Origin of the sequence: Mucilaginibacter sp. UYP27, assembly GCF_040547175.1 — a bacterium.
GTDB lineage: Bacteria > Bacteroidota > Bacteroidia > Sphingobacteriales > Sphingobacteriaceae > Mucilaginibacter.
In genome coordinates this window covers 262354-276398 of the sequence record NZ_JBEPPE010000004.1, presented here as the reverse complement: position 1 = coordinate 276398, position 14045 = coordinate 262354, and the positions used below count along the sequence as shown (strand labels likewise).

The following is a 14045-nucleotide window of genomic DNA, read 5'->3' as shown; positions in this document are numbered from 1 at the left end:
ATCCGTTACAACTCCTCATTCCGGCCTGCCGATAGGGGCAGCCCTTCTTTCCCGGGGTTTCCACTGCTATCCTTAACGCAATTTCATCTCTCTCCGCGTCATTGCGAGCGTAGCGTGGCAATCCCTTACTTACAGAGCCGTAGACAATTCTATCGAAGATGCCACGTAGCTATCGCTCAATAACGCGTGGTTATTATCCAATTTTTTGTTCCTTTACACTCAAATGGATAATACCTATTATAACAAAATAGCAATCGAAACAAGTGGCTTTACCATTATTGAAGCCATTTATACCCATGATGAAATTACTGCCATCCTCACCGAAATAAACCAAGCCAATACTGATAAAAGCACCTTCCGTAAAACGGACGACCTATTTGCCATCAGGCAGTTCCTAAAAGAGATCCCAACGGTGAATGATATCGTTTTTAACGATAAGCTGAAAGCGATCATTAACAGTCTTTTTGGCCATGGTTATTTCGCCGTTAAATCTATTTATTTTGATAAGCCCGAAAAGTCCAACTGGTTTGTTGCCTGGCACCAGGACCTGACCATATCGGTAGATAAAAAAGCAGAACTGCCCGGCTATGGGCCGTGGACGGTTAAACAAAACCAATTCGCCGTACAGCCACCGTTGAACATCCTGCAAAATAACTTCACTATCCGCATTCACCTGGATGATACTGACTAAGGCAACGGCGCGTTAAAGGTTATACCCGGCTCGCAATTAAAAGAGATCTATCGCCCCGAAACTATCGACTGGAATATAGAAACTGAACACACCTGCAATGTAAAAGCAGGCGGGGTAATGGTTCTGCGCCCGCTGTTATTGCACGCGTCGAACCGAACAACCAATAACAAGCCCCGTAAGGTAATCCATATTGAATTTAGCAACGCTGAACTGCCGGAGGGAATAAATTGGTCGGAGAGGTTGGGAGCACTTGCAACTTCCCCTTCAATTGCTTAAACTGCGTTAAATTACCAAACCTCATGAACTATAACCAAACATCACAAAACAACTTAAAACCAAGTTTTAAAATAGCCAGGCTTGTTCATTTGGCATTGCTTGCCGGCCAGGTGTTGTTTGCCGGGGTAACCCTTTTCATTAATAAAAATATTAAGGTAGATACATCCAGGGATAACCAGTTCCTTATCATCGCGCTGATATTGGCTATAATGGGTTTCTTTGTTGGTAACCTGATCTATAAACAGGTGGTAAACGTTGCTGCCAAAAAGGAAACCTTTGTCGAAAAAATGATGGCTTACCAATCGGCATTGATCATACGGTACGCGTTGTTAGAAGGTGCATCTCTCTTTTGCATCGTATGCTATTTCTTGACGTCCAATTTTATATTCCTGTTGATATCGGGTGCTATCATCGTATATTTTATAATACTTAGGCCAAAGGTTGATACCATAGCCGAGGAACTAAACCTTACCTATGAAGAAAAGGCGGAACTGGAGAATAGCTAACGGAGAGTTAGATTTTAGGTATTTACAGAGCTCTTGTTGGTGTGTCACCAACAAGCCGCCATGCATGTGTAAGGCTCGTCCTTAGTTTTTTGGTGAGATACCAACAAAGGCGAAAAATATCTAACACGAATGGTCGTCGTCTAAACCGTAATTGGGGGTGTCTCACTCTGTCCCACGCTGTACCATTTTTTTGCAAGTGAGACACCCTAAGGATTTTGTTTAAATACCTGACTGTAAATTTTTTAAATATTTAATATAAACCTGTACTTTAACTAAGTGCTAAATTTGATATTTCGTAACGTGTTGATTTTTAGCACAATAAATGACTGTCCCACTCACTTGTCATAAAAAGTGGGACAGTACAAAACTTTCGACTTTTAACTTTTTACTTTCAACTTCTTCTCTCCACATCTCTTTAACTTTTCCACAATCCCGGTATTACGAGGGCAATGAATTAAATTAGCAGATTATTAAAAAAGCACACACCCTTGGCCAAGAGCGAAACCAAAGAAACCCCCTTAATGCAGCAATACAACGCCATAAAGGCTAAGTACCCCGGTGCTCTGTTGCTGTTCCGCGTGGGCGATTTTTACGAAACCTTTGGTGCCGATGCCATAAAAGCTTCGGGTATTTTGGGCATTACGCTTACCCGCCGTGCCAATGGCGCAGCAACGCATATCGAGCTGGCAGGGTTTCCGCACCATTCGCTGGATACCTATTTGTCAAAATTGGTACGTGCCGGCCAGCGTGTCGCCATTTGCGACCAGTTGGAAGATCCTAAAACCACCAAGACCATTGTAAAACGTGGCGTAACCGAACTGGTTACCCCCGGCGTCGCCACCAGCGATAACATCCTGCAGCAAAAGAGCAACAATTACCTGGCTTCGCTGTACTTTGAGAAGAACAGCATTGGCATCGCTCTGATAGATATTTCGACTGGCGAGTTCCTGGCGGCACAGGGTAGTACAAGTTATATCGATAAATTGCTGCAAAGCTACGGCCCCAGCGAGATCATCTTCCCAAAAAGCCGTCAGCACGACTTTAAGGATACCTACGGCGACCGCTTCTATACCTATACCCTCGACGAATGGCCTTACAGTGGCGATTACGCTCATGAGACGTTGCTAAAGCACTTCGGTGTAAAATCGCTGAAAGGTTTTGGTATCGATAAACTTAATTTGGGAATCGTGGCTGCCGGTGTTGCGCTGCATTACCTGAACGAGACCGAGCACCGCAACCTGCAACATATCTCGGCCATTGGCAGGATAGAGGAAGACCGCTACCTGTGGTTGGATAGGTTCAGCATCCGCAACCTGGAGTTGGTAGGCTCGAGCAATGAGAACGCGTTGACTTTGGTTGATGTGCTCGACCATACCTGTTCGCCGATGGGCGCAAGGATGCTGCGCCGCTGGATAGTGATGCCGCTCAAAGAAATTAAGCCCATACAAGATCGCCTTGGCGTGGTAGAGTATCTGATAGCACAGGAAGAACTGCGCGAAGACCTGCAAAATCAGATCCGCCAGATTGGTGACCTGGAAAGGCTGATCTCTAAAATAGGCCTGCAAAAAGCTAACCCTCGCGAAGTCTGCCAGCTAAAAAAAGCATTGATCGCTATCGAGAGCATTAAGAAACTCACGATGGAATCGGCAAGCGAGCCGATGCGGGCGATAGGCGAGCAGCTAAACCCGTGTGTTTCCATATCTGAAAAGATAGCCCGCGAACTGCACCCCGAGCCACCTGTAATGATGGTAAAAGGTTCGGTAATGAACGAGGGCATTAATGAGGAACTGGACCGCTTGCGCAAGATCGCCTTCGGTGGTAAAGGTTATTTGCTGGAGATCCAGAAACGAGAGGCAGAGGCTACAGGCATTCCATCGCTTAAAGTTTCTTTCAATAATGTGTTTGGATATTATCTGGAGGTAACGCACATTCACCGCGAAAAGGTGCCTACAGAATGGATCCGCAAGCAAACCTTGGTAAATGCCGAACGTTATATTACACCCGAACTTAAAGAATACGAGGAGCAGATTTTAGGCGCCGAAGAAAAAATCCTGGTGCTGGAAACCAAGCTTTACAACGACCTGCTGTATGCTCTTGCAGAATATATTAAACCCATTCAGCTGAACGCTATCCTGATAGCCCGTTTGGATGTACTGCTAAATTTTGCCACCATATCCATCAAAAACTATTACGTTAAACCGGATGTGAACGAGAGCCGCGTGCTGGATATAAAAGGTGGCCGTCACCCCGTGATTGAAAAAAACCTGCCGTTGGGCGAGGAATATATCACTAATGATGTTTTCCTGGATTCAGATTCGCAGCAGATCATCATTATTACCGGGCCCAACATGGCGGGTAAGTCGGCTTTGCTAAGGCAGACAGGCCTTATTGTACTCATGGCGCAGATGGGCTGTTTCGTGCCTGCTAAGGCCGCGTCGGTTGGTTTGGTAGATAAGATCTTTACAAGGGTAGGGGCATCGGACAATGTGTCGTCGGGCGAATCTACCTTTATGGTGGAGATGAACGAGACCGCCAGCATCCTCAATAACTTAAGCGACCGCAGTTTGATCCTGCTGGACGAGATAGGCCGCGGCACCTCAACTTATGATGGGATCTCCATCGCCTGGTCGATAGGTGAATACCTGCATAACCACCCGACAGCGAAGGCAAAAACGCTGTTTGCAACCCACTATCACGAGTTGAATGAACTAAGCAACAGTTTCAACCGGATCAAAAACTTCAATGTATCGGTTAAGGAAGTTGGGCAGCAGATCATCTTCCTACGCAAACTGGTACCCGGAGGCAGCGAGCATAGCTTCGGGATCCATGTTGCTAAGCTGGCCGGGATGCCACAAAAGGTATTGAACCGCGCCAATGAGATCTTGAAAAAACTCGAAAATGAACGCACCGGCGGCGAGCATATCAAAGAAAGCATCCGCAAAGTGCAGAAACAAGCTGTGCAAATGCAAATGTTCTCGATAGATGACCCGGTATTGGTAAAGATCCGCGATACGCTGAACAACCTTGATGTAAATACCCTAACCCCGGTAGAAGCCCTGATGAAACTGGATGAGATACAAAGGGTGATAAAGGGATAGGTTAGATGTGCGGATTTTAGATGTGCAGATATGCAGATAAAGCTCATTTGCATATCTGCATATTTGCACATCCGCACATTCACCTGTTAATATGTTTATAACATCCGCTTGTAACGTGTAAGTGTTTACGAATATCTTTAGGCTATGCTGAAACCACGCCATTCGCGCTTCTTGCTATTTTTTGTCGCTGCTATCATTTTATCGGCCTGTCACTCCAAAAAATTAACGGTTAGGAATACCGCCGACCTTGCCCAAAACGGCCCCTATGTAATGGTGAAGCCTGATAAGGAAATAGCGGAGAAGTATTCGGAATTAATGGGCGTAAAGCGCAACGAGATCCAGAATGGCCGCCTATATAGCTTTATAGAAGAATGGTATGGCGCCCCTTACCGTTTTGGCGGTATGGGTAAGGATGGTGTGGATTGCTCGGGCTTGGTATCGCTGCTTCAATTACAGGTTTACGACCAGCCCTTGCCACGTACATGCGCCATGCAAGTAAATGTTATCAAACGTAAATTTGAAGAAGAATTAAAAGAAGGCGACCTTGTTTTCTTTGATTTTGACGGCAAGCAGTTTAGCCACGTTGGGGTGTACTTGCAAAACGGTTATTTTGTGCACGCCAGTACCCGCAAGGGCGTTTTGGTAGCCCGCCTGCATGATAATGGCATCTATAAATTCTTTTCGCGGGGTGGGTCTATCAGCCATACAACTACGGCGCAGGTAGATGAATAGCCATTGCTTAAATTATAATTGATATTTTTGTGCCGATGGCAGAGCCTAAAAACGATTACTCTTTCTGGACTAAATATAAGCGTTACGCCGGTAACGAGATCCTATTATATGTGATCATGATAGTGGGTATAATCTTGGGTATCATTATATTTAGTTAATTGCTTTTCACCAGCACCATGTTGTAATTGTCGGTATCGGCAATCTCCTGGTAAAAAGTTACCAGGTCGGGATAGGTTTCTTTAGTATAGGTTCCATCAATCAGTTCCACACGGCGCTTAAAGGTTAGCTTGCCATCCGCAAATACAGTGCTCATCTTGAATTTACCGAATGCTTTACTCATGCTTACATTAAGCGGCTCCATGTCGGGTTTGTAACCTGCGGGCAGGGTGTAAACTATTTCATCCTCATCTACATAACCACGATTAATATAAACAGGATTTGTACGGTTGCGCACATCGCGGATACTGCCGCTGCGGTTTACCGGGTTAAGCGAAAAGTAAAGCTTCCCGTTATCTGCCGATGCAAAATCGCGGGCGCTTAGTTGGATTGTTTCCATAGCTACGGGCATTTCTTTTTTATCCTGCTTAATGTCCAGTTTTTCTACATTAAGGTTGCTGATATGCGGGTACATCTTTTGCAGTGCCTTTACTTGTTCTTTCGCCGTTTCGTCAACTAAACTTTCGGGATTATCGTATTGCGTGCCTTTATATATGGTAACCATGTTGCCGCTAAGTTCGCCATCTGCTGTAATTACAAGGTTGGCTTTGCGGGTTTGCAAGTTCTCAGCCGCGGTATATTTGGGTGTATGTATCAGTTTGCCGCCTTCGGGTGTGCAGGCCAGCACAGTGCGGTCATCGGTAAAGTCGCCCAAAAAGCCAAAGGGGATCTTTTGGTTGGTGCACTCCAAAAATGTGGTGTCGTTTTTTAAAGGAATGCATAGTATCACATGGTTACCCTGGCCCATACTGGCAAAATCATCAAGCATACTTATTTTGGAGTTATCGCCCTCTACAACGCAATACCAGGATGGAATATCCGCCGCTTTTAGCAGTGCCTGCGTATAATTCACCAGGGCTTTACAATCTCCATAGCTAAGCCTGTCTACATCGCCTGCTAAAAATGGTTGGTAGCCGCCGATGCCCACCTGTACACTTATGTAGCGGGTTTTACCCTGCATGTATTCGTAGATCTTTTTTGCCTTTTGCTTAACATCGGTAATGCCTTTGGTAAGTTCTTTTACCTGTGCAATGGTAGCGGGGGGAAGTGCCTGCCTGTTGGCTAATAGCTTCTCATAATTCCAGCGGCCAAGTTGCTCCCAGTTGATGAAACTGCCGCTGATGCCTGCGTAAACAAAGCTTTTTGGGGCTATCTTTACGGTGCTCAGGTAGGTGTCTTTGATAGGGCTATAGGGTTCGTTACGTACAGCTTTAAGATTGTTTAGCTGCCAGGTGTAGGTTTTAATTCCATCTTTGGTATAGCCAGCTACCATTTTTGCAGGCATGTTAATTTCTTTATACCTGATTGTAAAATCGGGCTTGCAAGCAAATGTGTACGAGCTTTTTTCTACCGCCAAACCCGGGTATGGGTTAGGCTTCCAATCCCTGATGTTTAAAGTTTGTTTTGATTTAAGGTCATACTCATACTCAATGGTGTAAGGATATGAGCCAATAGACGGGATATAATGCTTCACCCGCGAATCTTCAAATAACGAGAAATCGTTAGAGGCGTCCTGGTCTTCGAAGTTCTTTTCAGAGAATTTGCTGCTAAGCTTGCCAAACTCATCATAAACAGTGCCTTTAATGCCTTTTATCACGTTGCTTTTATCGTACCAAACTACAATATGTGCAAGGTCGTTGCCATTTTTGTTTAATACAGTAATGGCTTTTTTAATATGGTACAGTGTGTTGCCGCCATCAACCTGGGTATAAATATTTTCATCGCGGATAATGGCGCTTGCATAGGGCAGCAGCTCTTTCGGGATTTTGCTTACTTCATAACTTGACTGTGCACTCGACCCAATGGCGCATCCTAATAAAAACAGTACTGTGAAAACCTTTTTCATCACTTTTTTCTGATCACTATCTCGGCCTTTTCAGATGATATTATTTTATTGTATAATTCCTTCAGATACGGGTATTCTTCGGGCGCATAAACAGATTTGGTGAACTGTATGACATTAGAATAAGTGAATACATTATCGGCGCCGCTAAACTCCGTTAAAAATTTACCGCCGTTATTAGGAAGTGCTACACCTGCAGGTTGCGGTGAACTTTCAATTGCATAGCCCGCGGGTAGTGCCATGGTTAGGGTGTACCTGTCGTTTGATGATACGCCCCAATCTACCGGGTATGTGCGCTCCTGCAATTTAAAAGGATTGGTGGTATGCCTGTCAAACAAAACCGGGTTAAACGCCAGGCGGTTATGGTTAAGGTTGTCAAACACGTCAATCTCTACCTCGTAGATCTCGCCAAGTGGTTTATCAAGGCTATCTACATTGGTAAGGGTCGATTTCAGGATCTTCGTCCGCACCAGTTTTTCGTCGAGGTTTTCTACATATTCGTCGGCGGTGTTGAATTTTTTGATCTCTTTCCGCTTGTTGTAAGCAGCGTAACCCATAGAATAGGTGGTGATAGTACCTTTAAGTTTACCGTTGGCTTGCAAGGTAAGGTCTAAATTACTTGTGGTGTTTTGAGCTTGTTTTGCAACCAGGTCTATCCAGTAAGATGGCTTATCAAGGCTCATTACACGGCCCTTATCGTTAAGGCATTTCACCGGCAGCATCCCAAACGGAAGCAGGGGGTCGGTAGCATCAAGCAGGTAAGTTTCGGTACCTATGGTGGTTTTGGCAATCACATAGTTAAACTCATTCTCTACCGGGTAAAGCGTGTTTAGCAAACCGTTGCCACGTGTGGACAGTAAAACCGCATCCGTTTTTATCCCCGCGGAATTTAGCGCGGCTACCAGCGCTAAGTTTATATCGGCTACATCGCCGGTGTGCTTATCAAGGGCTTTTTTCACACCATCGCTGCCGCGGGAATAAATGTCGTTCCACTTTATGTTTTTTTGGATGTATCGATAAATGGCTACGGCTTTATCCACCTCGGTGGTTTTGCCTGCTATTACCGGGCCTATGTAAGGATTTAGGAGATTCTTTTTTATCTGCGAGCCAAAGTAATCGCCGTGTTTAAAATTGTAATCGATGTCCTTCCATTCCTTGGTTTCTTTAATTTTTACCCCGCTGTAAGGGTTTGTCCATTCCTCCAGGTTAAAATATACGGCCGACAAAAAGTTTTTTGACGAGGTCATAAAATCTTCTTCGATAAATGCCGGGATATCGGCCATGCCATAAGTTAAATACGAACAATCGCATTTAGAACCGTGGCTGCTAAAGCATTCCTTTTCAATATCGGCCTTGCTTTTGGTGAGTTTTAGAGGGCCGCGAATCATGGCGTTAAAGGTCCAAAAAGCTGGGATATGCACTTCGTACTCAGAATATGCTTTTGGGATATCATCCTGGAAATCCCATGACGGCAGCCTTCCAAAACCTTGTATCAATTTTGTGTAAGTATATTCAACTATACAGCCGGGGCGTAGGTTTGGCATGGCAAACTTCATGGTTTTCCAATATTTATTATCGGTAGTGGTGTATATTTTAGAATGCTCCAGTTCGGCGATTTGCACCGCGCCGTTTTCATCTGTGTAAGTAGTTACGCCCTTAATATCAATAACTTCATCGTGTGTATCATCACTATCATAAAACGAGATAGCTACGTTGCCCTTATTAAAACCCTTGGTATCCAGTATTTTTATTTTGGTGTGATACTTAAAAAAAATCTTAAGGTGATCATCGGCAGCAATATCAATGCGTGATGAGCCGAACTCGTTTAGTACAAAAGCATGGGCTGATGTATCGTTTTTGTAATTTTTAAGGTGCACATCCTCGATGGTGAATTTACCATAAGAGAAGTCTTGAGCGGATGCCAGTGTTGCAAATGAAATGAATACCAGCAGGTTAAGTAAAAATTTGTTCATGTAGTTCAGGTTGTATTCTCTTGACCTGAAAATAAGAAATTATCCCGACATATTACACCAAAAATAGTGTGCCGATAATTTTAAGAGTTTTACCACCTTTGTACTACTGATAAGCAAAAATGAAATTACAATTAAAACGGCCCCTGGCCTTTTTCGACCTGGAAACTACCGGTACCAATATTGGCGCCGACCGTATAGTAGAGATCTCTGTTATTAAACTTAACCCCGATGGCAGCGAGGATGTACTAACCTTGCGTGTACACCCGGGTATCCCCATCCCTTTAGAATCATCGTTAGTACATGGTATTTATGATGAGCACATTAAAGAGGAAAAACAGTTTCATGAACTTGGCCAGCAAATAGCCGATTTTATACAGGATAGCGACCTTGCGGGATACAATTCTAACAAGTTTGATATACCCATGCTGATGGAAGAATTTTTACGCGCAGGCGTACAGTTCGACCTTGATAACCGCCATTTTGTGGATGTGCAAAACATTTTCCACCAGATGGAGCAGCGTACCCTGAGGGCAGCGTACCAATTTTATTGCGATAAGCAGATCATCAACGCGCACTCGGCCGAGGCTGATACCCGCGCAACAATGGAAGTTTTGCTTGCGCAGATAGAGCGTTACGAGAACCACGAGTGGGAAGATAAAAAGGGCAACAAAAGCACACCTGTAGTAGGTGATGTGGAGGCGTTACACAAATTTACAAACCTAAGCCGCCCGGTTGATTTTGCCGGCCGCATGGTTTATAACGAGCAAGGCGAAGAAACCATAAACTTTGGCAAGCACAAAGGTAAAAGGGTAGAGGATGTACTTACCGCAGAGCCAAGCTACTACTCCTGGATGATGCAGGGCGATTTTCCGTTGTACACCAAGCGTAAGCTGGAAGAGATCTACAAACGCTGGAACGCTAAAAGGGTAGCCGAGCGCCAGCAAGCCAAACCTGCGCAACCTGCAGCAGCACCCGCGCAGCAACAAGCACCAAAGCCTGCTTTCCAAAACAATAGCCCAAAAAGCAGCCCGCAGCTAAACGCGCAGCCATTTAAAAAGAAAGAAGAACCCGCCAAACCGGTGGATGAAGATATGCTGGCACAGCTGGCCATGAAGTTTGGGAAAGGAAAATAGAGATTAGCGGTAGGCAATAGTGATTAGTTTCTCCGCTCGCCTCCATCATTCGCGTCATTGGTACGAAGCAATCTCTTTAAGCAAGTCCGTTTTGCATGGCGTATAATCGTCCTAAAAAGATTGCTTCGTGCCTCGCAATAACGGTTATTAATTATATTTCTTTTAAAAACTGAATATTCCTCGTTAGACCTTCAAATTTGGTGCGTTTTACGGCCGAATTTTTAAATACCTTTTGGAAGACATCGGTGGTGATCTCCTCCCAGTCCTCTTTTTTTAATCCGTGAAGTTCTGGGTGTGGAGTAAAAGAAGGTTCGCTGTGGATGACGGAGAAGCGGTTCCAGGGGCAAACGTCCTGGCAAATGTCGCAGCCGAACATCCAGTTATCCATTTTGCCTTTAAACTCCTGAGGGATTTCGTTCTTTAATTCGATGGTGAGGTATGAGATACATCTGCTGCCATCAACCACATAAGGGCCAACTATGGCATCGGTAGGGCAGGCATCTATGCAGCGAGTGCAGGTGCCGCAATGGTCGGCAGTAGGCTCAATATCGTACTCCAGTTCGATGTCTATGATCAGTTCTGCTAAAAAGAAGAATGAACCTGCCTGCTTGCTAATGAGGTTACTGTTTTTACCAACCCATCCCATGCCTGCTTTTTTAGCCCATGCCTTGTCCAAAACAGGTGCCGAATCTACAAACGCCCGGCCGCCAACCTCGCCAATTTTTTGGTTAATGATCTCCAGTAACTGTTTTAGCTTATCCTTAATTACACTATGGTAATCAGCACCGTAAGCATATTTAGAGATCTTTGGTGCCAATGGGTCTAACTGCGCGGTATCGGTATAATAATTTAGCCCAAGGGAGATAACAGATTTAGCGCCATCTACCAGTAAACGCGGGTCCAGGCGTTTATCGAAGTAGTTTTCCATGTACTTCATTTCGCCGTGCATACCTTTGTTGAGCCAGTTTTCCAACCGTGGGGCCTCATCTTCTAAAAACGCTGCCCTCGCTATGCCGCAAAACAAAAAGCCCAGGTTTTTAGCCTCGGTTTTTATCATTTGCGAATATGCCGACAGGTTTTGCTGCATGGCACAAAGATAATATAAACCATTGTTTTGAAGATAGTACTGCTCTTGCGCGCTTTAAATAGGCATTAAATAAATTTCTTTTTAAACAATGGTATGGCTTTTGGTAGGATTACGTAAACGAAACTATCATGCTACAATTTATAAATGACCTGGAACCTCACGTAGTTGGCATACATGCCATAGGCGAGGTGACCAAACAAGATCTGGAAACCGTTTTATTACCCCGCATCGAAGAACTAGTGGCGCGACAGGGTGAGATCAACTACTTGCTTGTACTGGAAACAGACGTGCAAAATTGGACCGCCGGTGCCTGGTGGGACGATATTAAAATGGGCCTGAAAAACTTGACCAAATGGAACAAAATAGCCGTAGTGAGCGACCAAAAAAGCGTACAATGGTTTACTAACGCATTTACCTACTTTGTGCCAGGCAAATCAAAAGGTTATAGCTTACATCAACTGGATGAGGCCATTGCCTTTGTAACCGCTAAAGAAGAAGAAACAGTAGAATCTAAATAACCACTTATATATTATGGAAAATAAACCAGAAGGATTTGACAGAGCCAATGGCCAGGGTCAGAATCATGATACAGCAGGAAATGTTGCTAATGTAGGTAACGATACCCTAAAGCAGGAAACGGATAATAACGACCTTGCCAAAGAGATACCGACCGTTACACCCGACAATGATAACGAAGAGTTAGAGAACCCGTCAGACGAAAACCCTTCAAATAAAGGGCAGGGCCCCGCAGGCGAGAATTTATAAAAAAGAAAAGCCTTTCCATTTTGGAAAGGCTTTCTTGTTTTAAATCCCACGTAGCTGTTGCTTCTCGGTATACCGTGTAAATATTATGATGGCACTACCTGTTATTATATAACTTTGAATTTGAATAAGTAGCCTCTCCAACAATTTTGTTATCTTTTATCTTAAAGATACTGGCGCTGTGGATATCGTAACGCACGGGGCTGCCGGCTTTCTCTTTTAGGCCAACCACATCATACTCCACCACCACACTCGAATCTGTATTGATGGTGTTATCAACCAAATACCTGGCATCTGGCGACACATACAATACCTGGTGGAAGATCTCATCGGCGCCTTTTGGGCCAATACTTTCACCATCCCAATCAGTAGTAGTTATCTTGGCTTTATCGCCATATTGGGCAACGAGGCTCTAGAGGTCATGGTCGTTTAGGTAACGGAAATGCTCATTAATAACCTGTTTAGATATCTCGGTTTGATTAACTGCATTTGTTTGGGGCTTATTGTGCAGGCTGTAAAAGCGGTAGCCAACGTTATGTACAGGAGCGCAGGGTAATTGTCATCCTTTATAAATAAGAATTTATATGAACAAGAAAACCCTCTTTTCTGTTACGAAAAAGAGGGTTTAAAATATCGGTTTGTAAGTTTAGAAACTATTTCTTACGCTATTGCCAAACGTTTTGGTGCTCCAGTAACCGCTATCCAAGATCCGGCGAACTGTTAGCAACGGGTAATCAGGGTCGCGTTTATCAGCTAACTGGAAAGCTATTTTAAAGCCTTTTTTGTCAAGCTCCGGCAATACCGGTTTTTTCCAAACGCCGAACGGGTAGGCAAAGTACTGGATTTTTTTACCGGTAATTTCTTCCAGCTTTTTGGTAGGCTTATCTATCTGGGTAACCCAGTCGTCAACAGGGCGGTTAGTGATCTTACCATTAAGGCCTTTGATCACCAGGTTAGAGTTATGCGAGTATTTGTCTACGCGGTGATGGTCCCAGGTGTGGCTTGATATTACGTTACCATCATCAGATAATTTTTTGATCATCTCGGTGGTCATGTAATGCGGGCGCCCTATAGACACCGTCATCACAAAGAAAACACCTTTAAAACCGTATTTCTTCATCTCGGGCGCGGCAATAGTAAATTGATCAACATCGGTATCATCAAATGTTAACATGATGGGTTTTTTAGGGAGCGGCGCACCAGCCACCAGGTAATTGTACAATTGATCTGGCAGGATGGTGTGGTAACCGCTGTCTGCCAACATTTTCATGTGCTCTTTAAAAGCAGCTATTTGTACAATGTAATCTTTAGCGTTTTTAGAGTCGGTTGCCTTCCAGTCGCGGATTTGGTGGTAACAAACTATAGGCACCTGTTTACGGGCTAAAATGGCAGCTTTATCGATAGGGGTGGTTGACAGTTTTACCGGCGCCGATGCAGATTCTTCGGTTGTTGTTTTAGCGCTATCGGCAGTAGTTTTATCTGTCGATGTTGGTTTTGACTGGCACGATACCATGCCCAAAAGTACAAGTGGCAATACTGCCGAAAATTGCTTTAACATATAAGAATGATGATTTATAAGCCGCTAAAATAGTATAATTCTAAAGGGGATTTATTAACTGTTAATAAATTTTATTACAATACGTATTTTGGAAAAGCGAAGTCGTTTTTAGTGAAAAAACGTCGTCATTGTTAGCTCCAAAAAGCAATAAAGCCCGCGAGTAGCGGGCT

Annotated in this window: 13 protein-coding genes and 1 pseudogene; 9 read left to right on the top strand and 5 right to left on the bottom strand. The window is 44.2% G+C overall.

From position 1 onward, the window contains the following. The first annotated feature begins 223 nt into the window (after window positions 1–223). The 6 genes and pseudogenes from ABIB39_RS15400 to ABIB39_RS15375 all read left to right on the top strand — a co-directional run bounded on the left by ABIB39_RS15400 (window position 224) and on the right by ABIB39_RS15375 (window position 5461). Window positions 224–691, top strand: coding sequence for a phytanoyl-CoA dioxygenase family protein (locus tag ABIB39_RS15400; RefSeq protein WP_354431053.1), 468 nt, complete (start codon window positions 224–226; stop codon window positions 689–691). A 15-nt stretch (window positions 692–706) separates the two neighbouring features. Continuing rightward, a pseudogene (locus ABIB39_RS15395) lies at window positions 707–967 on the top strand (phytanoyl-CoA dioxygenase family protein); the annotation flags it as partial. A gap of 23 nt (window positions 968–990) precedes the next feature. Beyond that, window positions 991–1473, top strand: coding sequence for a hypothetical protein (locus ABIB39_RS15390; RefSeq protein WP_354431052.1), 483 nt, complete (start codon window positions 991–993; stop codon window positions 1471–1473). A 488-nt stretch (window positions 1474–1961) separates the two neighbouring features. Further along, the gene (gene mutS, locus ABIB39_RS15385; RefSeq protein ID WP_354431051.1) at window positions 1962–4571 is read left to right on the top strand and encodes a DNA mismatch repair protein MutS; all 2610 of its coding nucleotides are present in this window, start codon (window positions 1962–1964) and stop codon (window positions 4569–4571) included. A 144-nt stretch (window positions 4572–4715) separates the two neighbouring features. After that, window positions 4716–5303, top strand: coding sequence for a C40 family peptidase (locus ABIB39_RS15380; RefSeq protein ID WP_354431050.1), 588 nt, complete (start codon window positions 4716–4718; stop codon window positions 5301–5303). A gap of 35 nt (window positions 5304–5338) precedes the next feature. Further along, complete coding sequence (locus ABIB39_RS15375) at window positions 5339–5461, top strand: hypothetical protein (protein WP_354431049.1); 123 nt, start codon at window positions 5339–5341, stop codon at window positions 5459–5461. Here the strand turns inward: ABIB39_RS15375 and ABIB39_RS15370 are convergent. Next, on the bottom strand, window positions 5458–7365 hold the full coding sequence (locus ABIB39_RS15370; RefSeq protein WP_354431048.1) for a DUF3857 domain-containing protein: 1908 nt from the start codon (window positions 7363–7365) through the stop codon (window positions 5458–5460). The genes ABIB39_RS15375 and ABIB39_RS15370 overlap by 4 nt on opposite strands. Further along, window positions 7365–9335: a DUF3858 domain-containing protein gene (locus ABIB39_RS15365; protein WP_354431047.1), complete on the bottom strand. Its 1971-nt coding sequence runs from the start codon at window positions 9333–9335 to the stop codon at window positions 7365–7367. The genes ABIB39_RS15370 and ABIB39_RS15365 overlap by 1 nt, the downstream gene beginning before the upstream one ends. Before the next feature lie 119 nt (window positions 9336–9454). Between ABIB39_RS15365 and ABIB39_RS15360 the strand changes: the two genes are divergently transcribed. After that, a complete protein-coding gene (locus ABIB39_RS15360; protein ID WP_354431046.1) occupies window positions 9455–10468 on the top strand; it encodes an exonuclease domain-containing protein in 1014 nt (337 codons plus the stop codon). 151 nt (window positions 10469–10619) lie between these two features. Here ABIB39_RS15360 and queG read toward each other — a convergent pair whose 3' ends face one another. Continuing rightward, window positions 10620–11555 (bottom strand): tRNA epoxyqueuosine(34) reductase QueG, encoded by a 936-nt coding sequence (gene queG / locus ABIB39_RS15355; protein ID WP_354431045.1) that lies wholly within the window; start codon window positions 11553–11555, stop codon window positions 10620–10622. Window positions 11556–11683: 128 nt separating this feature from the next. Between queG and ABIB39_RS15350 the strand changes: the two genes are divergently transcribed. Together ABIB39_RS15350 and ABIB39_RS15345 are read left to right on the top strand one after the other, a co-directional pair. After that, the gene (locus tag ABIB39_RS15350; protein ID WP_354431044.1) at window positions 11684–12073 is read left to right on the top strand and encodes a SpoIIAA family protein; all 390 of its coding nucleotides are present in this window, start codon (window positions 11684–11686) and stop codon (window positions 12071–12073) included. Between the two features lie 13 nt (window positions 12074–12086). Continuing rightward, on the top strand, window positions 12087–12320 hold the full coding sequence (locus ABIB39_RS15345) for a hypothetical protein (protein ID WP_354431043.1): 234 nt from the start codon (window positions 12087–12089) through the stop codon (window positions 12318–12320). Window positions 12321–12414: 94 nt separating this feature from the next. Here ABIB39_RS15345 and ABIB39_RS15340 read toward each other — a convergent pair whose 3' ends face one another. Together ABIB39_RS15340 and ABIB39_RS15335 are read right to left on the bottom strand one after the other, a co-directional pair. Continuing rightward, window positions 12415–12621 carry a nuclear transport factor 2-like protein gene (locus ABIB39_RS15340; RefSeq protein WP_354431042.1) on the bottom strand — a complete coding sequence of 69 codons (207 nt, stop codon included), beginning with the start codon at window positions 12619–12621 and terminating at the stop codon, window positions 12415–12417. A 342-nt stretch (window positions 12622–12963) separates the two neighbouring features. After that, a complete protein-coding gene (locus tag ABIB39_RS15335; protein WP_354431041.1) occupies window positions 12964–13875 on the bottom strand; it encodes a polysaccharide deacetylase family protein in 912 nt (303 codons plus the stop codon). Window positions 13876–14045 lie beyond the last annotated feature (170 nt).